Source organism: Gryllotalpicola sp. (assembly GCF_027352875.1).
Lineage (GTDB): Bacteria > Actinomycetota > Actinomycetes > Actinomycetales > Microbacteriaceae > Gryllotalpicola.
The window spans coordinates 1-25,543 of the sequence record NZ_DAIEII010000051.1 but is presented as its reverse complement, the minus strand read 5'-3'; the positions used below and the strand labels follow the sequence as shown (position 1 = coordinate 25,543).

The window sequence follows — 25,543 nt, the reverse complement described above, 5'->3', positions numbered from 1 at the left end:
ATCCCGGAGTTCATCGCGAGGCTGTGCGAGAAGATCGACACCGACGAGCTCTGGCCGAGCGCGGTGACCGCGGTGGCGTGCGCTCCTGCCCAGCCATAGCGATGCGACGGCGCGTACGTCGCATCGCGCAGCGACCCGCGCCGCAGCGGCGGCGGCGCGGAAACAAGCTCAGATCACCGAGCCGGTGTACTTCTCGCCGGGACCCTTGCCCGGGGCGTCGGGGAACGGCGAGGCCTCGCGGAACGCGAGCTGCAGCGTGCGCAATCCGTCGCGGATCGGGCGCGCGTGATGGTCGCCGAGGTCGGGCGCGGCGGCCGTCACGAGACCGGCGAGCGCCTCGATGAGTTTGCGCGCCTCCGAGAGGTCGAGCTGCTCGGCCGCGTTCTCGCCCTCGCCGAGCCCCAGGTAGACGGCCGCGGCGCTCATGAGGTGCAGCACGACGGTCTGGATGATCTCGATCGCCGGCACCGCGCCGATGTCCATGACCTGCTCGCCGACTGCATCGAAGGCGTCGATCGCCTCGGCCGAATACCTGTGGACGTACTCGTCGCTCATGACCGATTGACCCGCCTTTGGCCGCCAGCGGCGGCTCTGGTATGATTGGATTTTGGCTCTGCAGCCCAGGTTGCAGAACGAAAGTGGAATCACATCCCACCCGCGTTGACCGCCTTCCAGGTTACCGGGTTGCAACCCTCCGCCGGTTCTCCGGCAGACCGTCCGAGACCACCCAGGCAACGGGGTGCGGCGACAGGGGGTTGGCCGAACGGATGCCGCGCGCGCGGCATCCTGCAAGCGCTGTGCTCCCGCTCTCGTGGCCATTCGGCCGCCGCAGATCGAGCAAGAGGAGCCCCGCATCAGCGATTCCCGTACCAATGACCGTATCCGTGTCCCCGAGGTCCGCCTTATCGGCCCCGGAGGCGAGCAGATCGGCATCGTGAAGACCGAGGTGGCACTGCGCCTGGCGCAGGAGGCCGACCTCGATCTCGTGGAGGTGGCCCCCGAGGCCAAGCCTCCCGTGGTGAAGATCATGGATTACGGCAAGTTCAAGTACGAAGCCGCACAGAAGGCCAAAGAGGCCAGGCGCAACCAGGCGAACACCATCCTCAAAGAGGTGCGGTTCCGCCTCAAGATCGACAAGCACGACTACGAGACGAAGACGCGCAAGGCCGTCGAGTTCCTTCAGAACGGCGACAAGGTCAAGGCGATGATCCAGTTCCGCGGTCGTGAGCAGTCCCGCCCCGAGATGGGCGTGCGTCTGCTCCAGAGATTTGCCGAAGACGTCATCGAGTGGGGTTCCGTGGAATCCACCCCGACCGTCGACGGACGAAACATGGTCATGGTCATCGGCCCGCTGAAGAACAAGGCGGAGGCGAAGGCCGAGGCCAACGCGGCGAAGGCGAAGGCGAAGACCGGAACCCCTCCGCAGAACACCCAGACCCCGACCGAGGCTGAGACCCCGGCGGCAACTGAGCAACCGACAACCGAGAAGGAATAGCAGGATGCCCAAGCAGAAGACCCACTCGGGTGCCAAGAAGCGCTTCAAGGTCACCGGCTCCGGCAAGGTGCAGAAGCAGCAGTCCGGCATGCGCCACAACCTCGAGCTCAAGTCGAGCCGCCGCACCCGCCGCCTCAACGAGGATCAGGTGCTGCCCGCCAACGACGCCAAGAACATCAAGCGGCTGCTCGGCAAGTCGCGCGGCCGCTGAGACAGAGACATAGAGAGACCTGAGGAAGAGAAATGGCACGTGTGAAGAGGGCGGTCAACGCCCAGAAGAAGCGCCGCACCACGCTCGAGCGCGCCGAGGGCTACCGCGGCCAGCGCTCGCGTCTGTACCGCAAGGCGAAGGAGCAGGTCACCCACTCCCTCGTCTATGCCTACCGCGACCGTCGCGCCAAGAAGGGCGAGTTCCGCCGCCTCTGGATCCAGCGCATCAACGCCGCGGCCCGCGCCAACGGCATCACCTACAACCGCTTCATCCAGGGCCTGGCGCTCGCGGGTGTCGAGGTCGACCGCCGCATCCTCTCAGAGCTCGCCATCAACGAGCCGGCGACCTTCGCCTCGCTCGTCGAGACCGCGAAGAAGGCACTGCCGGCCGACGTCAACGCCAAGGCCGCGTAGGTCGCGTTCGGCGAAAGGGCCGCACCGCTTCGGCGGGGCGGCCCTTTTCCGTAGTCTGGTGGCGTGCTCACCAATCCCCGATCACCTCGAATGCGCGCCGTCGCCAAGCTGGCGAAGAAGTCGGCGCGCACCGAAACGGGGCTGTTCCTCCTCGAGGGACCCCAATCGGTCGAGGAGATCCTGAACTACCGGCCCGAGCTCGTCGTCGAGCTCTACGCCACGAAGAGCGCACTCGAGCGGCATCCCGACATCGAGCTCATCGCCGTCGAGGCCGGCGTCGACGTGCGCGTCGCGACCGAGGCGGTGCTCGAGTCGATGTCCGACACGATCACCCCGCAGGGCTTCGTCGGCGTCGCCCGGCAGTTCCCGACCTCGCTCGACGAGGTGTTCGCGGCAGGGCCGAAGCTCGTCGCGGTGCTGCAGCGGGTTCGTGACCCCGGCAATGCCGGCACGATCGTGCGGGCGGCGGATTCCGCGGGCGCCGACGCCGTGATCTTCTCGGACGATTCCGTCGACCTCTACAACCCGAAGGTGGTGCGCTCGACGACGGGATCCCTCTTCCACGTGCCCATCGCCGTCGGTGCAAAGCTCGCCGATATCGTCGCGCGGGCGCACGCGGGCGGGCTCCAGGTGCTGGCCGCCGACGTCAAGGGCGAGGACCTGCTCGCCGCGCGCGCCGCGCTGGCCGCGCCGACGGTGTGGGTGTTCGGCAACGAGGCGCACGGCCTCGAGGGCGACGAACTCGCCCAGGCCGACCGGGTCATCACGATCCCGATCTACGGCAGCGCCGAGTCGATGAACCTCGCGACCGCGGCGAGCGTCTGCCTGTACGAAAGCGCGTTCGCGCAGCGGACCTGATCGCCGCGCCGGTCCTCGCCCGGCGATCCGCCATACCCGCCGCCGGATCGCCGGGGCTGAGCGGGTGCACCTGTCACCGCTCTCTAGACTTGGTGCTTGTGTCAGAGAACCCCGCGCTGAGCGAAGAATCCGTCGCCGCAGCCGTCGCGGCGGCCCTTGCGGCCATTGCGGGCGCGGCGGATTCCGCGGCCGTCAAGGCCGTCCGCGCCGAGCATCTCGGCGAGCACTCGGCGCTCGCGCTCCTCAATGCGCAGCTGCGCAGCGTGCCGAACGAGCAGAAGGCCCTGTTCGGCAAGCTCGTCGGCGGCGCCCGCGCCCAGGTCAACGAGGCGTTCGCCGCGAAGGACGCTGACATCGCCGCCGCCGAGATGGCGCGGCGCCTCGAGTCGGAGGCCGTCGACGTCACCGCCATCGCGGTGCCGGGGCGCTCGGGCAGCAGGCATCCGCTCTCGCTCATTCAGGAGCGCGTCTCGGACGTGTTCGTCGGCATGGGCTGGGAGGTCGCCGAGGGCCCCGAGCTCGAGAGCGAGTGGTACAACTTCGACGCCCTCAACTTCGATGCCGACCACCCGGCGCGCGCCATGCAGGACACTTTCTTCGTCGAGCCGCTGAGTTCGCATCTCGTGCTGCGCACGCACACCAGCCCGGTGCAGGTGCGCTCGCTGCTGGAGCGCGACCTGCCCGTCTACGTGGTGTGCCCCGGGCGGGTGTACCGCACCGACGAGCTCGATGCCACGCACCTGCCCGTCTTCAGCCAGATCGAGGGCCTCGCCGTCGACAAGGGCCTCACCATGGCCCACCTGCGCGGCACGCTGGAGCACTTCGCCCGCGTGATGTTCGGGGATGACGCGCGCATCCGCCTGCGCCCCAACTACTTCCCCTTCACGGAGCCCTCCGCCGAACTCGACATCTGGCACCCCGCCGCCAAGGGCGGCCCGCGCTGGATCGAATGGGGCGGCTGCGGGATGGTCAACGCCAACGTGCTGCGCGCGGCGGGCATCGACCCCGAGGTCTACCAGGGCTTCGCGTTCGGCATGGGGCTGGAGCGCACCCTGCAGTTCCGCAACGACCTCGGCGACATGCGCGATTTCCTCGAGGGCGACATCCGCTTCTCGCAGGCCTTCGGGATGGTGGTGTGATGCGCGTCCCGCTGTCCTGGCTCGCGGAGTACGTCGACCTCCCCGTCGACGTCTCGCCCGAGGCCGTCCACGCCGCCCTCGTCACGGTCGGGCTGGAGGAGGAGGACATCCACCGCTTCGAGGTGACCGGTCCGGTCGTCGTCGGCCAGGTCGTCGAGTTCGTCGAGGAGCCGCAGTCGAACGGCAAGACCATCCGCTGGTGCCAGGTCGACGTCGGAGAGGCGAATGGGGGAGTGCGGGGCATCGTCTGCGGCGCGCTCAACTTCGTCGCGGGCGACCAGGTCGTCGTGACCCTGCCCGGTGCGGTGCTGCCGGGGCCGTTCCCGATCGCCGCGCGCGTCACCTACGGCCACGTCAGCGACGGCATGATCGCGAGTGCCCGCGAGCTCGGGCTCAGCGACGAGCACGAGGGCATCCTGCGGCTCGCCGCGCTCGGCCTCGAGGCGGAGGTCGGCGCCGACGCGATCTCACTGCTCGGCCTCGACGACGCCGCCGTCGAGGTCAACGTGACCCCCGATCGCGGCTACGCCTTGTCCATCCGCGGCATCGCCCGCGAGTACGCGCACGCCACCGGCAGCGTGTTCCGCGACCCGGCCGAAGGCCCCGCCGCCGACGCCGCAGCCGCCGGGGCGAGCGGATTCCCGGTGACCATCGCCGACGCCGCCCCGCTGCGCGGCAACATCGGCTCGACCGTCTTCGTCGCGCGCGCGGTTGCGGGGGTCGACCCCTCGCGCCCCACCCCGCCGTGGATGATCGCTCGGCTCAAACTCGCCGGCATCCGCTCGATCTCGCTCGTCGTCGACATCACGAACTACGTCATGCTCGAACTCGGCCAGCCCATCCACGGCTACGACCTCGACACGATCGCCGGCGGCATCACCGTCCGTCGTGCGAAGCCCGGTGAGACGCTCACGACCCTCGACGGGGTGCTGCGCGCCCTCGACCCCGAGGACCTCGTCATCGCCGACGACTCCGGCGCCATCGGTCTCGCCGGCGTCATGGGCGCCCTCGCGACCGAGATCACGAGCGCGACGACCCGCGTGCTCGTCGAGTCCGCGAACTTCGACCCCGTGTCGATCGCGCGCACCGCGCGTCGTCACAAGCTGTCGAGCGAGGCGTCCCGCCGCTATGAGCGCGGTGTCGACCCGCAGGTCGCCGCCGCCGCGGCCGCGCGCGCCGTTCAGCTGCTCGAGCAGCTCGCAGGCGCCCACGCGACCGGTCTCGGCGCGAGGATCCACCAGGCGCAGCCCGCGTCCGCGATCGCCCTGCCCACCGGATACGTGAGCGGACTCATCGGCGTCGCGTACACCGATGCCGAGGTCGAATCGACCCTCGCCGAGATCGGCGGCGAGATCGAGAAGACCGCGACCGGATTGCTCGTCACCCCGCCCTCGTGGCGCCCGGACCTGCACACCGCAGCCGACCTGGCCGAGGAGGTCGCCCGCATCACCGGCTACGACCGCATCCCGACCGTGCTGCCCAGCGCCCCGGCCGGCCGGGGCCTGACGAGGCAGCAGCTGCTGCGGCGCCAGGTCGCGCAGGTGCTCGCCGCATCCGGCCTCACCGAGGTGCTCGCCTACCCGTTCTCGACCGCGGCGCAGATCGAGCTGTTCGGCTCGGCGACCGCGCCGACCGTGCCCGCCGTGAAGCTCGCCAACGCCCTCGACCAGACCGCCGCCTACCTGCGCGTCTCGCTGCTGCCCGGCCTCATCGAGCAGGCGAAGCGCAACCTCTCGCGCGGTCTCGTCGACCTCGCGCTCTACGAGATCGGTCAGGTGTTCCGCCCCGAGCCCGCCACCCAGTACGGCTCCGCCGTGCTGCCCCTCGGCACCGCGCGGCCATCCGAGAGCACCCTCGAGGCCCTGAATCGCGGCATCCCGCCGCAGCCGCGGCTCGTCGCCGGCCTCTTCCTCGGGGCCGCCGAGCCGAAGGCGCCGGGCCGGGCAGCGATCCCAGCGGGCCTCGCCGACGCGCTCGCCGCGGTGCGGTCGCTCGGCCTTGCGGTCGCCCTCGAGCTCGATGTCGCCCAGTGGCGGCATCGCACGCTCCACCCCGGCCGCACCGCGGGGGTGTTCGCCGTCGTCGACGGTGTGAGGCACCGCATCGGCTTCGCCGGCGAGCTGCTGCCGCACGTCGCGGCAGAGCTCGGCCTGCCCGAGCGCGTTGCCGTGTTCGAGGTCGAGCTCGACCGGCTCATCGCCCTCGCGCCCGAGCACCTCGCCATTCCCGCCATCGACGCGTTTCCCGCGGCAACGCAGGATCTCTCGCTCGTCGTGCCGGTCGCGGTGCCGGCCGGCGAGGTGCGCACGGCCGTCATCGAGGGCGCCGGCGCGCTGCTCGAAGACATCCGCCTCGTCGACGACTACCGGGGTCAGGGCGTGCCGGGCGGATCGAAGAGCCTCACCTTCGCGCTGCGCTTCCGCGCCAGCGACCGCACGCTCACGGCCGCGGAGGCGTCCGCGGCCAAGCTCGACGGCGCGGCGCGCGCCCGAGAACTGCTCGGCGCTGTCGTCCGCGAATAGCGATGGAGCGGGCAGCGACGGTCCGGGGACCGTCGCCCGCGCCGCGGCGGCGAGAGCCGCGAGGCCCTGTAGTAGGGTCGATCCGTGACCATCTCGCGTTCGACGGCCCAGCGGTTCGCCCGCCGTGTGCTCCGCCGACGCCTCGCCGAGCGAACCCTGGCGACGCGCGCCTGACCGTTCCACGGTCCGCTGCGCCCGTCGCCGTGACAGCAGAATCCGTGTTCGCTCAGTCCCTAAGGTGGGAATCATGACTTTCTCGGTCGCCGTCGCCGGCGCTTCCGGGTACGCGGGCGGCGAGGTGCTGCGCCTCCTCGCCGAGCATCCCGATTTCGAGGTGCGCACCGTCACCGCGTCCTCGAACGCGGGCCGACCGCTTGTCGAGCTGCAGCCGCAGCTGCGCTCGCTGGCGCACCTCACCCTCGTCGAGACAACGCTGGAGAACCTCGCCGGCCACGACGTCGTGTTCCTCGCGCTGCCGCACGGGGCGTCCGGCGCTCTCACCGACGAACTGCCCGATGAGGTCCTCGTGATCGACTGCGGCGCGGACCACCGCCTCGTCGACCCCGACGCGTGGGCGAAGTTCTACGGCGGCGCGTTCCATGAGCCGTGGGCGTACGGTGTGCCCGAGCTGCCCACCGCCACCGGCAAGCTGCGCGACGCCCTCCTGGGAGCGAGGAAGATCGCGGCCCCCGGCTGCAACGCCTCCGCGGTGAGCCTCGCGATCGCACCCGGCATCCATGCCGGCCTCGTCGACGAGCAGGACATCGTCGCCGTGCTCGCCGTCGGCCCGTCCGGAGCCGGCCGCACCCTCAAGGCCCAGTACCTGGCGAGCGAGATCCTCGGCAGTGCCAACCCGTACGCCGTCGGCGGCACGCACCGCCACATCCCCGAGATCCAGCAGAACCTCAGGGCCGCCGGCGCGACCGCTCCGACCGTGTCGTTCACGCCCGTTCTCGTGCCCATGGCCCGTGGAATCCTCGCCACCGTCACCGCGAAGCTGCTGCCGGGCGTGGACCACCCGGCGGTGCGGGATGCCTGGGAACGGGCCTACGCCGGCGAGGCCTTCGTCCAGGTGCTGCCCGAGGGCCAGTGGCCGCGCACGGCCGACGTGCTCGGCGCGAACACCGCGCTCATCGGCGTCACCGTCGACGAGGCCGCGGGCCGCGTCGTCGCGGTCATCGCCGTCGACAACCTCGTCAAGGGCACCGCGGGTGCCGCCATCCAGTCCGCGAACATCGCCCTCGGCCTTCCCGAGGGTCGCGGCCTCACCGTGAATGGAGTCGCGCCGTGAGCGTCACCGCAGCGCAAGGGTTCGCCGCCGCCGGCGTGCGGGCCGGCATCAAGGCCTCGGGCAACCCCGATCTCGCCCTCGTCTACAACCTCGGGCCGTCGAAGGCGGCGGCGGCCGTGTTCACGAGCAACCGCTGCCAGGCCAATCCGGTGCTGTGGAGCCGCGAGGCGATCAAGGACGGCGTCATCGAGGCCGTCGTCCTCAACTCGGGCGGTGCCAACTGCTACACCGGCGCTGCGGGATTCCAGACCACGCACGCCACCGCGGAGAAGGTCGGCGAGGCGCTCGGCATCTCGGCGGGCGATGTCATCGTGTGCTCGACCGGGCTCATCGGCGACCAGCTGCCGCGCGCGACGCTGCTCGACGGCGTCGTGCTCGCCGCCGCCGCGCTCGCGACGACGCCCGAGGCGGGCGAGGACGCCGCGAGCGCCATCATCACGACCGACACCCATGCCAAGCAGGCCGTGTTCCGCGGCGACGCCGGGTGGACGATCGGGGGCATGGCCAAGGGCGCGGGAATGCTCGCGCCGGGGCTCGCGACGATGCTCGTCGTCGTCACCACCGACGCCGACCTCGCGGCATCCGATCTCGACGCAGCGCTGCGCCGCGCCACCGCGGTCACCTTCGACCGCCTCGACTCCGACGGCTGCATGTCGACGAACGACACCGTCGCCCTGCTCGCCTCGGGCGCGTCCGGCATCGCGCCCGAGACCGCCGAGTTCACCGTCGGCCTCACCGCGGTGTGCCGCGACCTCGCCCTGCAGCTGCAGTCGGACGCGGAGGGCGCGAGCCACGACATCGACATCGCCGTCGTCGAGGCCGCCACCGAGGAGGACGCCGTCGAGGTCGCCCGCGCCGTCTCGCGCTCGAACCTCTTCAAGGCGGCGATCTTCGGAAACGATCCGAACTGGGGCCGCGTGCTCGCGGCCGTCGGCACGACGACGGCCGCGTTCGACCCGTACGGCATCGATGTCGCCTTCAACGGAGTGCAGCTCTGCAAGGCCGGCGAGCCGTTCGAGAGCCGCGATCTCGTCGACCTCTCGCCCCGGCGGGTGGAGGTGCTCATCAACCTCCACGCCGGCAGCCGGAGCGCGACGATCTGGACGAACGACCTCACGCACGACTACGTGCACGAGAACTCCGCGTACGCGAGCTAGGCGCCTGCTGTGAGCGACAACCTCGAGACGGAGCCCGAACTGCCCGTCGACCAGGCCGCCATCTCCGCCTCCGACAAGACCGCGATCCTCATCGAATCGCTGCCGTGGCTGAGCCGCTACCGCGACCAGATCGTCGTCGTGAAGTTCGGTGGCAACGCGATGGTGAGCGAGGAGCTGCGGCGGGCGTTCGCCGCCGACATGGTCTACCTCAACTACGTCGGCATCCGGCCGGTCGTCGTGCACGGCGGCGGCCCGCAGATCAGCGCGGCGCTCGACCGGCTCGGCATCGCGAGCGAGTTCCGCGGCGGCTACCGGGTCACGACGCCCGAGGCGATGAACGTCGTGCGGATGGTGCTCACCGGCCAGATCAGCCGCGAGCTCGTCGGCAGCATCAACGCCTACGCGCCGCTCGCGCTCGGCATTTCCGGCGAGGACGCCGGGCTCTTCGAGGGCAGGCGCCGTGGCGCGGTCGTCGACGGCGAGGAGGTCGACCTCGGCCTGGTCGGCGACGTCGTGAAGGTGAATCCCGCGGTCATCACGGCGCAGCTCGACGCCGGGCGCATCCCGGTCATCTCCTCGGTCGCACCCGATGCCGAGACCTCCGGCCAGAGCCTCAATGTCAACGCGGATGCCGCCGCGGCCGCCGTGGCGGTGGCGCTCGGGGCGGCCAAGCTCATCGTCCTCACCGACGTCGCGGGCCTCTACCGCGACTGGCCGAATCGCGACTCGCTCGTCTCGTCGATCACGGCCGACGAGCTGCGCGCGCTGCTGCCGAGCCTGGAATCGGGGATGATCCCCAAGATGACGGCCTGCCTCGACGCCGTCGACGGCGGCGTGCCGACCGCGGCGATCATCGACGGGCGGGTGCCGCACTCGATCCTGCTCGAGATCTTCACCAGCGAAGGAATCGGAACAGAGGTGACGGGGTGACCGAGACGAGCGCGGCTGCGGCCGACTGGCGCGAGGCGTATGCGAGCAACCTCATGAAGACGTTCTCGCAGCCCCCGCTGCTGCTCACGCGCGGTGAAGGCTCCTGGGTGTGGGATTCCGACGGCAACCGCTACCTCGACTTCCTCGCCGGCATCGCCGTGAACTCCCTCGGGCACGCCCATCCGGCCCTCGTCAAGGCGGTCAGCGAGCAGATCGCCACCCTCGCCCACGTCTCCAACCTCTTCGCGAGCGCCCCGCAGCTCGCGCTCGCGGAGCGTCTGCTGCGACTCGCCGGCGCGGGGCCTGGCGGCCGCGTCTTCTTCGCGAACTCGGGCACCGAGGCGAACGAGGCCGCATTCAAGTTGGCCCGGCGCAATCAGAGCGCGACGCGCACCCGCATCCTCTCGCTCCTGGGCGCCTTCCACGGGCGCACGATGGGCGCCCTCGCCCTCACCGGCAAGGCGTACCTGCGCGAGCCCTTCGAGCCGATGGTGCCCGGCGTCGAGTTCATCGACTCCACGCTCGAGGCGCTGGAGGCGAATATCGACGACACCGTCGCCGCGCTCTTCGTCGAGCCGATCAAGGGCGAAGCGGGCGTCGTCGCACTCCCCGAGGGATTCCTCGAGCGCGCCCGCGCGCTGACCAGCGCCCACGGCGCCCTGCTCATCGTCGATGAGGTGCAGACCGGCGCCGGCCGCACGGGGGACTGGTTCGCCTTCCAGAAGACCGGCATCGCGCCCGATGCGATCACGGTGGCGAAGGGCATCGGCGGCGGTGTGCCGATCGGCGCGCTCATCACCTTCGGCGCGGCATCCGAGCTGCTCGAGCGCGGCCACCACGGCACGACCTTCGGTGGCAATCCGCTGGCGACGGCGGCGTCGAACGCGGTGCTCGCCACGATCGAGGCCGACGACCTCGTCGGCAACGCCCGGCGCCGCGGCGAGCAGCTGCGCGCCGCTATCGCGACCATCGGCTCGCCGCTCGTCACCGGGGTGCGCGGCGCCGGGCTGCTGCTCGGCGTCGCCCTGACGCAGCCGGTCGCCGACGCGATCGTTGCCGCAGCCCTCGAGCACGGCCTCATCGTCAACGCCCCCAACGAGGACACCATCCGACTTGCGCCGCCTCTCATCATCGGCGACGACGAGGTGGCGGAGTTCACGACGCGGTTCGCGGCCGCGCTCGCCGACGTCGAAGCGGTGGCTGCCTGAGGAATCCGGCCTCCCTACCGGGACGTCGGGCGCCGGACGACGCAATTTCTGACGGAATCTCCGTCGTCGGCCACCGATACCCTGAATCAATGACCCGACACTTCCTGCGCGACGACGATGTGACGCCCGCCGAGCAGGCCGAGATCCTCGACCTCGCGCTCGCGATGAAGCGCGACCGCTTCGCGCTGCGGCCGCTGGAAGGCCCGCAGACGGTCGCCGTCATCTTCGACAAGACCTCGACGCGCACCCGGGTGAGCTTCGCGACGGGTATCGCCGATCTCGGCGGCATCCCGCTCATCATCAACCCCGGCGAGAGCCAGCTCGGCGGCAAGGAGTCCATCGCCGACACTGCCCGCGTCCTCGAGCGCATGGTCGCGGCGATCGTCTGGCGCACGTTCGCGCAGTCCGGCCTCGAAGAGCTCGCCGAGGGCACCCGCGTGCCCGTCGTCAACGCGCTCAGCGACGACTTCCACCCCTGCCAGCTCCTCGCCGACCTGCTCACCGTGCGCGAGCACAAGGGCGACCTCGCCGGCCTCACCCTCGCCTATGTCGGCGACGGGGCGAACAACATGGCCAACTCGTACCTGCTCGCCGGGGCCACCGCCGGGATGCACGTGCGCATCGCCGCGCCCGAGGACTTCCAGCCCGACCCGGAGATCGTGCGGGCCGCGGCCGAGCGCGCGGCCACGACGGGCGGCTCGGTCGCTGTCGTGTCGGACCCGCGCGTGGCGGCATCCGGCGCCGACGTCATCACGACGGACACCTGGGTGTCGATGGGCATGGAGGCGGAGAAGGCCGCTCGCGTCGCCGCCTTCGCCGGCTACACGGTCGACGACGACCTCATGGCGCTCGCCGACGAGCACGCGGTCTTCCTCCACTGCCTGCCGGCGTACCGCGGCTACGAGGTCGCCGCCTCCGTGATCGACAGCCCGCAGAGCCTCGTCTGGGACGAGGCGGAGAACCGCCTGCACGCCCAGAAGGCCCTGCTCGCCTGGCTGCTGGGCTGATCTCATGGCTGCGCCGGTCCCTGCCCGGCGCGGGTCCGCCGTGCGTCGCCACTGCCGGGAGCGCGCGCACTCACGGTTGGATAGCCGAGCCTCAATAGGATGAACGGGATGAGCGAGCAGCACAACCGCGCGGGCGAAGCCGGCGCCCTCTGGGGCGGCCGCTTCGCAGGCGGCCCCGCGCCCGAGCTCGTCCGACTCAGCAGGTCCACGCACTTCGACTGGGTGCTCGCCCCCTACGACATCGCCGGCTCGAAGGCGCACGCGAAGGCGCTCGAGAAGGCCGGATACCTCACCGCCGACGAGCTCGAGGCGATGACCGCCGCACTCGACGCTCTCGCGGGCAGGGTCACCGACGGGTCCTTCAGCCCCGAGGAATCCGATGAGGACGTGCACTCCGCCCTCGAGCGCGGCCTCATCGAACTCGCCGGCGCCGAGCTCGGCGGCAAACTGCGCGCCGGCCGCAGCCGCAACGACCAGATCGCGACGCTGATCCGGCTCTACCTCAAAGACCACGCCGCGCAGATCGGCGCACTGCTCGTCGACCTCGTCGATGCGATCGTCGCGCAGGCCGAGCGGCACGAGGGCGCCATCATGCCCGGCCGCACCCACCTGCAGCACGCCCAGCCGGTGCTGCTCGCGCACCACTTGCTCGCGCACGCCTGGGCGTTCGGCCGCGACCTCGAGCGCCTCGGCAACTGGCGCACCGGCCTCCGGTACTCTCCGTACGGCTCCGGTGCGCTCGCCGGCAGCACCCTCGGCCTCGACGCCGAGCTCATCGCCCACGAACTGGGCTTCGCGGAGCTCGAGCCCAACTCGATCGACGCCACCGCCGCGCGCGACCAGGTCGCCGAGTTCGCCTACATCGCGGCGCAGATCGGCATCAACCTGTCGCGCTTCGCCGAGGAGATCATCCTCTGGAACACCCGCGAGTTCGGATTCGTCACCCTCAGCGACAGCTACTCGACGGGCTCGTCGATCATGCCGCAGAAGAAGAACCCCGACATCGCCGAGCTTGCGCGCGGCAAGGCCGGTCGTCTCATCGGCAACCTCACCGGCCTGCTCGCGACGCTCAAGGGCCTGCCGCTGGCGTACAACCGCGACCTGCAGGAGGACAAGGAGCCCGTCTTCGACTCGGTCGACACCCTCGAGGTGCTGCTGCCCGCCTTCACCGGCATGGTCGCGACGCTGAAGTTTCACACGGACCGGATGCGCGCACTCGCGCCCGAGGGCTACTCGCTCGCGACCGATGTCGCCGAGTGGCTGGTGAAGCAGCACGTCCCCTTCCGCGACGCCCACGAGATCACCGGCAGCCTGGTCTCCTACGCCGAGCAGCGCGGGCTCGCGCTCGACGAGGTCTCCGACGAGGCCCTCGCCGAGATCTCGCCGTTCCTCAGCCCCGCCGTGCGCCAGGTGCTCACGGTCGAAGGATCCGTCGCGGCTCGCGACGGTCACGCGGGAACCGCCCCCGCCGGTGTCGCCCGCCAGATCGCGGACATCGCCGACTGGGTGCGGTACCTCTCGTCCCGCCTCGCCGCCTAGACCGCTACCCCCCAGGGAATCCGATGAGCTACTCGACCAACGACCCGAACCGCAAGAAGGCCGCCCCCAACTGGGTGCTCTGGCTCATCATCGGCGGTGCCGTCGTCATCATCGGCGGTGCCATCATCTGGGGCGCCGCTAACCACATCCGGTGGTTCTAGACCGCGGATTCCTCGCCCGGCCGGCACTCGAGGTGGCGCCGGATCTGCTCGGGGCGCTGCTGCACCACGACTCTCCCGATGGCGAGGTGGTGCTGCGCCTCACTGAGGTCGAGGCGTACCACGGCGAGGCCGACCCCGGTTCGCACGCCTTCCGGGGTCGCACCGCCCGCAACGCGGTGATGTTCGGGCCGGCCGGGCAGCTCTACGCCTATTTCACCTACGGGATGCACACCTGCGCCAACATCGTCTGCGGTGCAGAGGGTGCGGCGACGGCGGTGCTTCTGCGGGCAGCCGAGGTCGTCGCAGGCGTCGAGCTCGCCCGCCGCCGCCGGGGCGCGCAGGTGGCCGACCGCGATCTGGCCCGGGGGCCTGCACGGCTGACCGTGGCGGCGGGCATTCGCCTCGCCGACACCGGCGCCGACCTGCTCGCGCCTCCCTTCCTGCTCGAGTCCGCGACGGCGCGCCCGCCCGTCGCGAGCGGTCCGCGCGTCGGCGTCGCAGGCGATGGCGGCAGCGAGGCGTACCCCTGGCGGTTCTGGATTCCGGGAGAGCCCACGGTGTCGGCCTACAGAGCCCACGCGCCACGTCGCAAGACCGGTCTTTGAGTCTGCCGCGGCATTTGGGCTGCCGCCTTTCGTCGGCCGAGGTGATCGATCCACCGGATCGATCACCTGAGTCGGCCGCGCGCCCACGCCGGCCGCGCTCAGTAGGCTTGAGGGCGTGCCTACGCCCGCAAGCCCCGCTGCGCAGCGCAACGATGGCTCCTTCGACGACATCTGGGACGAGATCGTCTGGCGCGGGCTCGTGCACGTCTCGACCGACGAGGCAGAGCTCAAAGCGCTGCTCGCGGGCGGGCCGATCACCTACTACTGCGGATTCGACCCCACGGCGCCCAGCCTCCATCTCGGGAACCTCGTGCAACTGCTCCTGCTGCGCCGACTGCAGCTCGCCGGGCATCGGCCGCTCGGGCTCGTCGGCGGCTCGACGGGTCTCATCGGCGACCCCCGCCCGACCGCCGAGCGCACCCTCAACGACAAGGCGACCGTCGCCGAGTGGGTCGGCTACCTCGAGGCCCAGGTGCGCAAGTTCCTCGCCTTCGACGGCGAGAACGCGGCTCGGATCGTCAACAACCTCGATTGGACGGCGCCGCTTTCCGCCATCGACTTCCTCCGCGATGTCGGCAAGCACTACCGGGTCGGCACGATGCTCAAGAAGGACGCCGTCGCGGCGCGCCTCAACTCCGAGGCGGGCATCTCGTACACCGAGTTCAGCTATCAGATCCTGCAGGGGCTCGACTTCCTCGAGCTGTACCGGCACTACGGCTGCATCCTGCAGACCGGCGGCAGCGACCAGTGGGGCAACCTCACCAGCGGCACCGACCTCATCCACCGCGTCGAGGGGGTGAGCGCCCACGCCATCGGCACTCCGCTCATCACGAACTCCGACGGCACGAAGTTCGGCAAGTCCGAGGGCAACGCCGTCTGGCTCGACGCGCGCCTCACGAGCCCCTACGCCTTCTACCAGTTCTGGCTCAACACCGACGACGCCGATGTCGTAGCGCGCCTCAAGATCTTCACGTTCCTCACCCGCGCCGAGATCGAGCGGCTCGAGGCGGCGGTGTCCGCCGCGCCGTTCAGGCGCGAGGCGCAGCGGGTGCTCGCCTACGAGGTGACCGCGCTCGTGCACGGGGTGGCGGCCACGGAGGCCGCGATCGCGGCCTCGCATGCGCTCTTCGGCAACGGCGACCTCGCCGCCCTCGACGCCGAGACCCTGGAGTCGGCGCTGCGGGAACTGCCGACGGCATCGGCGGGCGCGGATTCCGCCGTCGCGCAGCTGCTCGTCGACACCGGCCTCACGACCTCGCTGTCGGAGTCGCGCCGCGCCATCCAGCAGGGCGGCGTGTACGTCAACAACGCCAAGATCGAGGACGAGTCGGCGACCATCGGCTCGCACCTGATCGGCGGTCGTCTCGCGGTGCTGCGCCGCGGCAAGCGCACCCTCGCGGGCGTCGTGGCGGAGCAGCGGTGAGCGGCTCCGGCGGCGCCCGCCCGCCACGCCGCGGCGGAAAGCCGAGCGGTTCCGGAGCCGGGCGCGGCGGCTCGGGCTCAGGTTCGGACCGAGGCGGTTCCGGCGCTGGACGCGGCGGCGCAGGTTCCGGTCGCTCCGGCGGAGCCGGACGCTCGAGAGCGACCGGACGCCCGCGCCGGGACGGCGACGCGCCGGCCTGGAAGCGCGACGGCGACACGCCGGCGTGGCAGAAGAAGGACGACGAGCGGCCCAAGCGCAACGGCGATCGACCCGCCTGGAAGAAGGACGGCGCCGCGCCGAAGCGTGACGGAGAGAGACCGCGCCGCGAGGGCGACAAGCCCGCCTGGAAGCGCGACGGCACGCCCGGCGAGCGCAGCGCCCGCCCGCGGCGAGACGACGGCAAGCCGGGCCTCTGGACGCGCGACGGCAAGCCCTCGCGCGGCAACGGCCGAGGCCGCGACGAGCGCCCGGTACGCCCGCCGCTCACGGAGGAGGAGCGGCTCGCCCGCGAGCTGCGCCCGGTGCGCTCCCGCCACGACGATCCCGAGATCCCCAACGATGTCACCGCGAAGCAGCTCGACCCGGGTGCCCGCGGCGAGCTCCGCACCCTCGCCAAGGACAACGCCGAGGAGGTCGCCAAGCACCTCGTCATGGCGTCCCGGCTCATCGAGGACGATCCAGAGCTCGCACACCGGCACGCGCTGAGCGCCGCGCGGCGCGGCGGGCGCATCGCGGTCGTGCGCGAGACCCTCGCCATCACGGCGTATGCGACCGGCGACTTCGCTCTCGCGCTGCGCGAGCTGCGCACCTACCGCCGCATCTCGGGCCGCGACGACCAGATCGCACTGATGGTGGACTCCGAGCGCGGCGTCGGCCGGCCGGAGCGGGCCCTCGAGCTCGGCCGCAGCGTCGACCGCACGACACTGAGTCCCGACGTGCAGGCATCCCTCGCCATCGCGATGTCGGGCGCCCGTCTCGACCTGGGACAGACGGAGCTCGCCCTCACCGAGCTCGAGATCCCGCAGCTCGACCCGGACGTCGCCTACGCCTACAGCCCCGAGCTGTTCCGCGCCTACGGCGATGTGCTCGAAGACCTCGGCCGCGCCGCCGAAGCCGCCCAGTGGCACGAGCGCGCGGACGCCGCCGCCGACGCGCTCGCCGAGCACGCCCATGTCGACGAGTCCGAGACGGTCGACGTCATCGAAGAGTTCGACGAGGACCCCGACGATCTCGCCCCCGACGACGCGCCGGACCCGGCGGTCGGCACCGACACCGACGACGATGCCGCGACTGAGGGCTGAGCGCCGTCTCGCGCCGCTCGACGGCGTCGACCTCGTGCTCGCGGACCTCGACGGCGTCGTCTACCGCGGGGCAGGGGCCGTGCGGTACGCCGTCGACGCCCTCAATGCGGCGCAGGACTCCGGCATCCGCGTCGGCTACGTGACCAACAACGCCTCGCGCACCGACGCCTCGGTGGCCGAGCACCTGCGCACGCTCGGACTGCGCACGGCTCCCGAGGATGTCGTGACGAGCCCGCAGGCTGCGGTGCGCCTGCTCGCCGAGCACGTCCGCGCCGGCAGCCGCGTGCTCGTCACCGGGGGAGAAGGGCTCAGCCACGAGGTCGCGAAGGCCGGATTCCTCCCCGTTGCGTCCGCCGACGAGCGCCCCGCAGCCGTCATCCAGGGCTTCGCCCCGCACCTCGGCTGGAAGGACCTCGCCGAGGCGGCGTTCGCACTCGCCGATCCAGATGTGGTCTGGGTCGCGACGAACATGGACTGGACCATTCCCGTCGAGCGCGGCATCGCGCCCGGCAATGGCACCCTCGTGTCGGCGGTGCACACCGCGGTCGGGCGACTCCCGCTCGTGGCGGGCAAGCCCGAGCGGGCGATCTTCGACGCCGCCGTGGCCCGGTTCGGCGCGCGGAAGGCGCTCATGGTCGGCGACCGCCTCGACACCGACATCCTCGGCGCCAACCGGGCGGGGATCGCCAGCGCCCTCGTCCTCACCGGAATCGACCGGGCGAAGCAGCTTCTCGCGGCGAAGCCGGACGAGCGTCCGACCTACATCCTCGACGACCTGCGCGGGCTGAGAGCGCCCTACCCGCCGACCGAGGCGAAGGGCGACGTGACCGGTGTCGGCGAGGCGAAGGTGCGCATCGCCGGCGCCCGGGTCGAGATCGTGAAGGGCGTCGGCACCGATCTGCTCCGCGCCGCGTGCGCGGCGATCTGGGCATCCGGCACGCCGATCTACGCGCTCGAGGTGCCGGAGAGCCTCTACACCTGAGCCAGCGACAGCAGCTCCCGGGCGTGCTCGAGCCCGGTCGCCGAGTCCGGCAGGCCCGAGAGCAGCCGTGCCATCTCGGCGACCCGCGCCTCGCCGTCGAGCCGGATCACGCTCGAGGCGGTGACAGCGCCGTCCGACCCCTTGACCACGGTGAGGTGGTTCGTGGCGAACGCCGCAACCTGGGCGAGGTGGGTGACGACGATGACCTGCGCGGATTCCGCGAGCCGGGCCAGCCGCCGGCCGATCTCGATCGCTGCTGCGCCGCCCACGCCCGCGTCGATCTCGTCGAACACAAAAGTGGGCACGGGGTCGGATGCCGCGAGCACGACCTCGATGGCGAGCATGACGCGGCTGAGCTCACCGCCTGAGGCCCCGCGGCCGAGCGGGCGCGGCTCGCTGCCCGGGTGGGGCCGCAGCAGGATCTGCGCCGTGTCGGCGCCGTGCTCGGCGAGCTCGGCACGGGGCTCGACCGCGACGACGACGCGGGCGTCGGGCATGGCGAGGGCGGCGATCTCGCCGGTGACGGCCTCCGCGAACAGGCCGGCGGCCTCGGCGCGGCGGCGGGTGAGGTCGGCGGCGCGCTCGCGCGCGGCGGCGGCGTCGGCGGCGACCTGCTGCTCGAGCAGCGCGATCCGGTCGGAATCCCCGTCGATCTCGAGCAGGCGATCGCTGCCCGAGGACAGCAACGCGAGCACGTCCTCGAGCGTCGGCCCGTACTTGCGCGTCAGGGCCGTCAGCGTCGCCCGCCGCTCGTGGACGAGCTCGAGATCGTGCGCGCCGTCGGCGTCGAGGCCGGCGAGGTACGACGAAACGTCGCCGGCGAGGTCGCGCAGCAGATAGCCGGCTTCGGCCGCCCGCTCGGCGAGTGCGGTGAGGGCAGGGTCGTGGCGGCCGCCACGCTCGAGGGCGCGGCGGGCGGCATCCGCGAGCGAGAGGGCGTCGGGCGCGTCGGACTCCGCCGACAGCGCCTCGTGCGCCTCGGCGGCGGCCGAGCGCAGGCCTTCGAGGTTCGTCAGCCGTTCGGCGCGCTCGGCGAGCTCGGCGTCCTCGCCCGCGATCGGCGCGACGGCCTCGATCTCGGCGAGGGAGGCGCGCAGCTCATCGGCCTCGCGCGTTCGCCGATCGCGTTCGACGAGGAGCGTCTCGAGCTCGGCCGTACCGGCGCGCCACCGTGCATACACCTCGCCGTACCCGGCCAGCGCCGCCGCGAACTCGGCGCCCGCGAACCGGTCCAGCGCCTCGCGCTGCGCCGTGGCCGACCGCAGCCGGAGCTGATCGGACTGCCCGTGCACGACCACCAGCGCCTCGCCGAGCTCGGCGAGCACCGCAGCGGGGGCGCCGCGCCCGCCGGCCGAGGCGCGCGAGCGGCCCTCCGCCGAGACCGAGCGGGCGAGCACGAGCTCGCCGAATCCCGTTCCGTCGATGGCGTCGAGCACTCCGCCTGCCTCGGCGACGCGATCCGCCACCGTGCCCGCCGCGGGGACGACCCAGCGCCCCTCGACTGAGGCCGCCGCCGCGCCCGCGCGCACCGCACCCGCGTCGGAGCGCTCGCCGAGGAGCAATCCCAGCGCCGTCACGACCATCGTCTTGCCCGCACCCGTCTCGCCGGTGACCGCCGTGAAGCCGGGGCCGAGCGGCAGCACCGCGTCGGCAATGACGCCGAGGTCGCGGATGACGAGCTCGTCGATCACCCCGCGCGTGGTCACGAGGCGACCGCTCACGGCGTGCCGCGCCAGCCGGCGACGGGCAGGTCGAACTTGCGCACCAGGCGGTCGGTGAACTCGCGCTGGTGGAGACGGGCGAGGCGCACCGGCTGGTCGGACGCGGTGGCGACGACGCGGTCGCCGGGCAGCAGGGCGACCGAGCGGCGCCCGTCGCACCACAGGATGCCGCCGGAGGTGGTGCGCTCGAGGATCTCGACGGCGACGTGGGTCTCCGGGGTGAGCACGAGGGGGCGGGCGAACAGCGCGTGCGCGGACAGCGGCGTGACGAGCAGCACGTGGAGCGTCGGCCAGACCACCGGGCCCCCGGCGGAGAACGAGTAGGCAGTCGACCCGGTCGGGGTCGAGATGACGATGCCGTCGCAGCCGAACGTGGACAGCGGTCGCTTGTTGACCTCGAGTGCGACCTCGAGCATGCGCTCGCGGCTCGCCTTCTCGACGCTCGCGTCGTTGAGGGCCCAGCCGTCCCACACCACTTCGCCGTCGCGTTTGACGCGCACCTCGATCGTCATGCGCTCCTCGACGGTGTAGTCGCCGTCGACGGCGCGGGCGACGGCGACGGCGAGGTCGTCGCGTTCGAGCTCGGCGAGGAATCCGACGTGGCCGAGGTTGACGCCGAGCAGGGGCGCGTCGGTGCCGCGCACCAGTTCGGCGGCGCGCAGGATGGTGCCGTCGCCGCCGAGGACGATGACGAGGTCGAGGGCGGCCGCGGCGACGTCGGTGCCGAGGGTCTTGACCCCGGCGAAGGACGGGTCGGCCGCGATGAGCCGGGTGCGGTCCTCCGCCTCGAGCACGGGCGTGACCCCGGCGGCGTGCATCTCGCGGAGCACCTTCTTCGCCGCCTCGAGCGCGTCGGGCCGCGGCGCATGCACGACGACGAGGATGAAGCGCTCGGACATGCTCGTCACCCTCCAGCGATGGACGCGATCGTGTCCAACCATTCTGTCGGATGCGTGCCCGCACTCGCGGTCAGGTGGGCGAGGAACTCGCGATTGCCGTGCGTGCCGACGAGGGGGCTCGGGATGAGGCCGGCGACGCGCAGTCCCAGGTCGTGGCCGGCCCAGAGCACGTTCGCCACGGCGTCGGCGCGCAAGCCTCCGTCCCGCACGATGCCCTCGCGCACGCCCTGGCGGCCGACCTCGAACTGCGGCTTGACGAGCAGCACGAAGTCGGAGCCGGGCGCCGCGGATTCCACGAGCGCGCTCAGCACCTGCGTCAGCGAGATGAACGACAGGTCGGCCGCGACGAGATCGGGGCGCTCGGGCGACTTCGCGAGGTGGGCGAGCTGCGCGGGGGTCAGCGCGCGCAGGTTGACGCCCTCGATGTTCACCACGCGCGGGTCGAGCCGTAGCGGGTTCGCGAGCTGGCCGTGGCCGACGTCGATGGCGAGGACACGGCGCGCCCCGCGCTCGAGAAGCACCTGGGTGAAGCCCCCGGTCGAGGCGCCCGCGTCGAGCGCGAGGCGGCCGGTCGCGCCGATCCCGAAGGCGTCGAGCGCCGCGATGAGCTTGTGCGCGCCGCGGCTCACGTAGTGGTCGAGCTCGGCGACGCGGACGTCCGCCGATTCGTCGACCGGGGCGGATGCCTTGAGCACGGTCCGGCCGTCGACGGACACGCGGCCCTCGCCGATGAGCCGGGTCGCCCGGGTGCGCGAGGGCACCAGGCCGCGCGCCACGAGGGCGGCGTCGAGCCGCTGCGGCACTAACGCGCCGCCCGGTCGGTAGCGCCTGAGGCCCGATCGGCAGCGCCCGCGGCCCGATCGGCGGCGTCCAACGCCTCGCGCAGCTCGTCGTGCAACAGCGCATAGGCGCTCGCGCGCTCCTCGATCGGCTGCGCCTCGATGAGCTGCAGCCGATCGAGGAATCCTGCGTCCTCGATGCCCGAACCCGACGTCATGCCCAAACGGTAACGCAACCGTCACATGCGAGGCAGCGCGTCGTCGTGGCGAGTCAGTCCCTCGGGTTAGCATGGAGTTCCGTGGTGAGTGATTCTTCCGGCGGCATGACCAAGCACATTTTCGTGACTGGCGGTGTCGTCTCCTCCCTCGGGAAGGGCCTCACGGCCGCCTCCCTCGGCAACCTGCTGACGAGCCGCGGCGTGCACGTCGTCATGCAGAAGCTCGACCCGTACCTCAATGTCGATCCGGGCACGATGAACCCGTTCCAGCACGGCGAGGTGTTCGTCACCGACGACGGAGCCGAGACCGATCTCGATATCGGCCACTACGAGCGCTTCCTCGACGTCAACCTGTCGCAGGCGGCCAACGTCACGACCGGCCAGATCTACTCCCAGGTCATCGCCAAGGAGCGCCGGGGCGAGTACCTCGGCGACACCGTGCAGGTCATCCCGCACATCTCCGACGAGATCAAGCGCCGTATGCGCCTGCAGGCCACGGCGACGCCGCGCCCCGACGTCATCATCACCGAGGTCGGCGGCACCGTCGGCGACATCGAGTCGCAGCCGTTCATCGAGGCGGCCCGGCAGATCCGCCACGAGCTCGGCCGCGGCAACTGCTTCTTCGTCCACGTCTCGCTCGTGCCGTTCATGAACGCGTCCGGCGAGCAGAAGACCAAGCCCACCCAGCACTCGGTGGCAGCGCTGCGTTCGATGGGCATCCAGCCCGATGCGCTCGTGCTGCGCTCCGACCGGCCGGTCTCGGACGCCAACAAGAAGAAGATCGCCCTGATGTGCGACGTCGACGAGGACGCCGTCGTCAACGCGATCGACGTGCCGTCGATCTACGACATCCCGGGGATGCTGCACGAGCAGGGCCTCGACGACTACATCGTGCGTCAGCTCGGTCTCACCGCGTCCGAGCCCGACCGCGCCGGCTGGGACGAACTGCTCAAGGTCGTGCACGAGCCCAAGAGCGAGATCACTATCGCCCTCGTCGGCAAGTACATCGACCTGCCGGACGCCTACCTCTCGGTGAGCGAGGCGCTCAAGGCCGGCGGCTTCTACCACCACGTCAAGGTCAACCTCAAATGGGTGGCCTCCGACACCTGCGAGACGCCGGACGGTGCGGCGAAGGCCCTCGGCGGGGTGCACGGCATCTGCGTGCCCGGCGGATTCGGCATCCGGGGCATCGAGGGCAAGCTCGGCGCACTGCGCTTCGCCCGCGAGAACAGGCTGCCGGCCCTCGGCCTCTGCCTCGGCCTGCAGTGCATGGTCATCGAGTACGCGCGCAACCAGGCGTCGCTGCCGGGGGCCTCATCGAGCGAGTTCGACCCCGAGACCGTCTACCCCGTCATCGCCACGATGGCCGAGCAGGTCGACATCCTCGCTGCCGGCGACATGGGCGGCACGATGCGCCTCGGCCTCTACGCCGCGAAGCTCGCGCCCGGCTCGATCGTCGAGGGGCTGTACGGTGCGAGCGAGGCGTTCGAGCGCCACCGACACCGCTACGAGGTCAACAACCGGTACCGCGAGCAGATCGCCGAGGCCGGCCTGTGGTTCTCGGGCACCTCGCCCGACGGCCACCTCGTCGAATACGTCGAGCTGCCGCGCGACATTCACCCGTTCTACGTCGGCACCCAGGCGCACCCCGAACTGCGCTCCCGCCCGAACCGGGCGCACCCGCTGTTCCGCGGACTCGTCGGGGCCGCGATCGAGCGCGCCGAGGCGCAGGCACTGTTCCCCGTCGAGGCGGATGCGGACGAACCCGCGCCGATCTCGGCGCCCGTCGAGATCATCGCCTGAGCATGGCCGACGCACTGCTCGCGGATGAGCCGGAAGAGCACGCCATCCTCGATCGCGAGGTCATCTTCGAGGGTCACATCCTCGGCGTGGTGCGCGAGCGGTTCCACTACCTCGGCCGCGAGCTGCAGCGCGAGTTCGTCGAGCACCCCGGTGCGGTCGCCGTCCTCGCCCTCGACGAACACGAGCGGGTGCTTGTCATCAAGCAGTACCGCCACCCGGTGCGCTACCGCGAATGGGAGATTCCGGCGGGATTGCTCGACTTCGCCGGCGAGTCGGCGTTCGCCGCCGCCCAGCGCGAGCTCGCCGAGGAGGCGGATCTCGTCGCCACGGACTGGCACCTGCTCGGCGAGTTCCTGACGACCCCTGGCGGCAGCAACGAGGCCATCCGCATCTACCTCGCCCGCGGGCTCTCGGCGACGCCCGAGCCCTTCCCCCGCGAGGACGAGGAGGCCGACATGGAGCGCCGCTGGGTGGGTCTCGACGAACTCGTCGACGGCGTGCTCGCGCGGCGCCTGCAGAACCCGTCGCTCGTCGGCGGCGTGCTCGCAGCCGCCGCGTCGCGCGCCCGGGACTGGGTCAACCTGGGCTCGCCCGAGGAGCCGTGGACGCGGCATCCCCGACTCGACTTCTGATGCCCGGCGCGCCCGAATCGCCGCTCGGGCGGTCGCCGGATCGCGACGTCGAGCAGTACCTGAGGCACCTCGCCCTCGAACGCTCGCTCGCGCGCAACACGGTCATCGCCTACCGGCGCGACCTCGGCGCGTACACGGCGTGGCTCGCCGCGCGCGGCATCGCGTCGGTGCGGGACGCCGATCGGATGGTGCTCGACGAGTACGCCGGGCACCTCGCGGCCCGCTTCAGCGCGACATCCACCGCCCGCATGCTCTCGAGTGTGCGCTCACTGCACCGCTGGCTGCTGCTCGAGGAGCGCGTCGAGACGGATGCGGCGCGCGCGCTCGTCGCGCCGAAGCGCCCGCAGCGGCTCCCCAAGGCGCTGACCCAGGCGCAGGTGACGGCGCTGCTCGACGCGGTCTCCGGCGACGATGCGGTGCAGCTGCGCGATCGCGCCCTGCTCGAGCTGCTCTACGCCACCGGCGCGCGGGTGTCGGAGGCCGTCGGCCTCAACGTCGACGACGTCATCGATCGGGAGATCATCCGGCTCACCGGCAAGGGCGACAAGCAGCGCATCGTGCCGCTGGGCTCGTACGCGCGCGAGGCGCTCGACGCCTACCTCGTCCGGGTGCGGCCGGGATTGTCCGTGCGCGGCATCGCGACCCCTGCGCTCTTCCTCGGGCAGCAGGGCAGGCGGGTGTCGCGCCAGAACGCCTGGCTCATCATCCGGCGTGCGGCGGAGCGCGCGGGCCTCACCGTCGAGATCTCGCCTCATACGCTTCGCCATTCGTTCGCGACCCACCTGCTCGAGGGCGGCGCCGATGTGCGCGTCGTGCAGGAGCTCCTCGGCCACGCCTCGGTGGCGACGACGCAGATCTACACGCACCTGACAGTCGACTCGCTGCGGGATGCCTATACGCTGGCCCACCCGCGGGCGCGGTGAGCGCCGTGGTGCGTCGAGGACCGGCAGCGCGCGGTCGGGCTGAGATTCGGCCGACACGCCGCGATATCGCCCGCGACGCGCCGCAATGCCGCTGACGTTCAGCCCGAATTCGTTGCGGGATGCCTCCGTGCCGGCCCATCCGCGCGCCGACCGGGGTGTCCGCCTGCGCGTTCCCGCGCCGCCAGGATCGCGCCGGCCGGGCTCGCGGCGAGCGGCAGCATCGGCAGGATGACCGCCTGGTAGGCGTGGTAGATGTCGGGCTTGCCCTCCCAGATCGTCGTCGACGGCACGTTCGTCGGGTCGAGCTGGTGGATCCACGAGCCGAA

26 protein-coding genes are annotated in these 25,543 nt (G+C 71.6%); 20 read left to right on the top strand and 6 right to left on the bottom strand.

What is annotated here, in order from left to right; genetic code table 11:
* Window positions 1-168: 168 nt before the first annotated feature.
* A complete protein-coding gene (locus M7D61_RS06150; RefSeq protein ID WP_298228619.1) occupies window positions 169-555 on the bottom strand; it encodes a DUF1844 domain-containing protein in 387 nt (128 codons plus the stop codon).
* A gap of 256 nt (window positions 556-811) precedes the next feature.
* Here M7D61_RS06150 and infC point away from each other — a divergent pair, with 256 nt between their 5' ends.
* The 17 genes from infC (at window position 812) to M7D61_RS06065 (ending at window position 18,242) form a co-directional block, all read left to right on the top strand.
* Window positions 812-1,495 (top strand): translation initiation factor IF-3, encoded by a 684-nt coding sequence (gene infC / locus M7D61_RS06145; RefSeq protein WP_298228618.1) that lies wholly within the window; start codon window positions 812-814, stop codon window positions 1,493-1,495.
* A gap of 4 nt (window positions 1,496-1,499) precedes the next feature.
* Window positions 1,500-1,706, top strand: a complete 207-nt coding sequence (gene rpmI / locus M7D61_RS06140; protein WP_298228616.1) for a 50S ribosomal protein L35 — start codon at window positions 1,500-1,502, stop codon at window positions 1,704-1,706.
* A 32-nt stretch (window positions 1,707-1,738) separates the two neighbouring features.
* On the top strand, window positions 1,739-2,119 hold the full coding sequence (gene rplT / locus M7D61_RS06135; RefSeq protein ID WP_298228614.1) for a 50S ribosomal protein L20: 381 nt from the start codon (window positions 1,739-1,741) through the stop codon (window positions 2,117-2,119).
* Window positions 2,120-2,182: 63 nt separating this feature from the next.
* Window positions 2,183-2,977 (top strand): RNA methyltransferase, encoded by a 795-nt coding sequence (locus M7D61_RS06130; protein WP_298228612.1) that lies wholly within the window; start codon window positions 2,183-2,185, stop codon window positions 2,975-2,977.
* Window positions 2,978-3,075: 98 nt separating this feature from the next.
* Window positions 3,076-4,116, top strand: a complete 1,041-nt coding sequence (gene pheS, locus M7D61_RS06125) for a phenylalanine--tRNA ligase subunit alpha (protein WP_298228610.1) — start codon at window positions 3,076-3,078, stop codon at window positions 4,114-4,116.
* Window positions 4,116-6,638 carry a phenylalanine--tRNA ligase subunit beta gene (pheT, locus tag M7D61_RS06120; RefSeq protein WP_298228609.1) on the top strand — a complete coding sequence of 841 codons (2,523 nt, stop codon included), beginning with the start codon at window positions 4,116-4,118 and terminating at the stop codon, window positions 6,636-6,638. Before pheS ends, pheT begins: the two co-directional genes overlap by 1 nt.
* A gap of 247 nt (window positions 6,639-6,885) precedes the next feature.
* Window positions 6,886-7,929 (top strand): N-acetyl-gamma-glutamyl-phosphate reductase, encoded by a 1,044-nt coding sequence (gene argC / locus M7D61_RS06115; RefSeq protein ID WP_298228607.1) that lies wholly within the window; start codon window positions 6,886-6,888, stop codon window positions 7,927-7,929.
* The gene (gene argJ / locus M7D61_RS06110; protein ID WP_298228605.1) at window positions 7,926-9,086 is read left to right on the top strand and encodes a bifunctional glutamate N-acetyltransferase/amino-acid acetyltransferase ArgJ; all 1,161 of its coding nucleotides are present in this window, start codon (window positions 7,926-7,928) and stop codon (window positions 9,084-9,086) included. Before argC ends, argJ begins: the two co-directional genes overlap by 4 nt.
* A 39-nt stretch (window positions 9,087-9,125) precedes the next feature.
* The gene (argB, locus tag M7D61_RS06105; protein ID WP_298228645.1) at window positions 9,126-10,016 is read left to right on the top strand and encodes an acetylglutamate kinase; all 891 of its coding nucleotides are present in this window, start codon (window positions 9,126-9,128) and stop codon (window positions 10,014-10,016) included.
* Entirely contained in the window at window positions 10,013-11,224 is a 1,212-nt protein-coding gene (locus M7D61_RS06100) for an acetylornithine transaminase (RefSeq protein ID WP_298228603.1), read from the top strand. Before argB ends, M7D61_RS06100 begins: the two co-directional genes overlap by 4 nt.
* Window positions 11,225-11,313: 89 nt before the next feature.
* On the top strand, window positions 11,314-12,231 hold the full coding sequence (argF, locus tag M7D61_RS06095; protein ID WP_298228601.1) for an ornithine carbamoyltransferase: 918 nt from the start codon (window positions 11,314-11,316) through the stop codon (window positions 12,229-12,231).
* Between the two features lie 108 nt (window positions 12,232-12,339).
* Entirely contained in the window at window positions 12,340-13,770 is a 1,431-nt protein-coding gene (argH, locus tag M7D61_RS06090) for an argininosuccinate lyase (protein WP_298228599.1), read from the top strand.
* A 23-nt stretch (window positions 13,771-13,793) separates the two neighbouring features.
* The gene (locus M7D61_RS06085; protein ID WP_298228597.1) at window positions 13,794-13,931 is read left to right on the top strand and encodes a hypothetical protein; all 138 of its coding nucleotides are present in this window, start codon (window positions 13,794-13,796) and stop codon (window positions 13,929-13,931) included.
* On the top strand, window positions 13,922-14,536 hold the full coding sequence (locus M7D61_RS06080; RefSeq protein WP_298228595.1) for a DNA-3-methyladenine glycosylase: 615 nt from the start codon (window positions 13,922-13,924) through the stop codon (window positions 14,534-14,536). Before M7D61_RS06085 ends, M7D61_RS06080 begins: the two co-directional genes overlap by 10 nt.
* Window positions 14,537-14,651: 115 nt before the next feature.
* Window positions 14,652-15,959 (top strand): tyrosine--tRNA ligase, encoded by a 1,308-nt coding sequence (tyrS, locus tag M7D61_RS06075; protein WP_298228593.1) that lies wholly within the window; start codon window positions 14,652-14,654, stop codon window positions 15,957-15,959.
* Window positions 15,956-17,260, top strand: a complete 1,305-nt coding sequence (locus tag M7D61_RS06070) for a hypothetical protein (protein ID WP_298228591.1) — start codon at window positions 15,956-15,958, stop codon at window positions 17,258-17,260. Before tyrS ends, M7D61_RS06070 begins: the two co-directional genes overlap by 4 nt.
* Window positions 17,241-18,242, top strand: a complete 1,002-nt coding sequence (locus M7D61_RS06065; RefSeq protein ID WP_298228589.1) for an HAD-IIA family hydrolase — start codon at window positions 17,241-17,243, stop codon at window positions 18,240-18,242. The genes M7D61_RS06070 and M7D61_RS06065 overlap by 20 nt, the downstream gene beginning before the upstream one ends.
* Here the strand turns inward: M7D61_RS06065 and recN are convergent.
* Genes recN through M7D61_RS06045 form a run of 4 tightly spaced genes read right to left on the bottom strand, consistent with a single transcriptional unit; the run spans window position 18,233 to window position 21,859 of the window.
* On the bottom strand, window positions 18,233-19,933 hold the full coding sequence (recN, locus tag M7D61_RS06060; RefSeq protein ID WP_298228643.1) for a DNA repair protein RecN: 1,701 nt from the start codon (window positions 19,931-19,933) through the stop codon (window positions 18,233-18,235). The two genes, M7D61_RS06065 and recN, sit on opposite strands and share 10 nt — an antisense overlap.
* A gap of 26 nt (window positions 19,934-19,959) precedes the next feature.
* Complete coding sequence (locus M7D61_RS06055; RefSeq protein WP_298228587.1) at window positions 19,960-20,862, bottom strand: NAD kinase; 903 nt, start codon at window positions 20,860-20,862, stop codon at window positions 19,960-19,962.
* A 5-nt stretch (window positions 20,863-20,867) separates the two neighbouring features.
* A complete protein-coding gene (locus M7D61_RS06050; protein WP_298228585.1) occupies window positions 20,868-21,665 on the bottom strand; it encodes a TlyA family RNA methyltransferase in 798 nt (265 codons plus the stop codon).
* Window positions 21,665-21,859, bottom strand: a complete 195-nt coding sequence (locus M7D61_RS06045; RefSeq protein WP_298228583.1) for a hypothetical protein — start codon at window positions 21,857-21,859, stop codon at window positions 21,665-21,667. Before M7D61_RS06045 ends, M7D61_RS06050 begins: the two co-directional genes overlap by 1 nt.
* A 105-nt stretch (window positions 21,860-21,964) precedes the next feature.
* Here M7D61_RS06045 and M7D61_RS06040 point away from each other — a divergent pair, with 105 nt between their 5' ends.
* The 3 genes from M7D61_RS06040 to xerD are packed head-to-tail and all read left to right on the top strand — an operon-like array spanning window position 21,965 to window position 25,217.
* Window positions 21,965-23,662 (top strand): CTP synthase, encoded by a 1,698-nt coding sequence (locus M7D61_RS06040; RefSeq protein ID WP_298228641.1) that lies wholly within the window; start codon window positions 21,965-21,967, stop codon window positions 23,660-23,662.
* A gap of 2 nt (window positions 23,663-23,664) precedes the next feature.
* Window positions 23,665-24,294, top strand: a complete 630-nt coding sequence (locus tag M7D61_RS06035; RefSeq protein WP_298228581.1) for an NUDIX hydrolase — start codon at window positions 23,665-23,667, stop codon at window positions 24,292-24,294.
* Window positions 24,294-25,217, top strand: coding sequence for a site-specific tyrosine recombinase XerD (gene xerD / locus M7D61_RS06030; RefSeq protein WP_298228579.1), 924 nt, complete (start codon window positions 24,294-24,296; stop codon window positions 25,215-25,217). The genes M7D61_RS06035 and xerD overlap by 1 nt, the downstream gene beginning before the upstream one ends.
* A gap of 98 nt (window positions 25,218-25,315) precedes the next feature.
* On the opposite strand, the gene M7D61_RS06025 is transcribed toward xerD, so the two are convergent.
* The coding region (locus M7D61_RS06025; RefSeq protein WP_298228577.1) for an AGE family epimerase/isomerase at window positions 25,316-25,543 on the bottom strand (228 nt) is incomplete at its 5' end.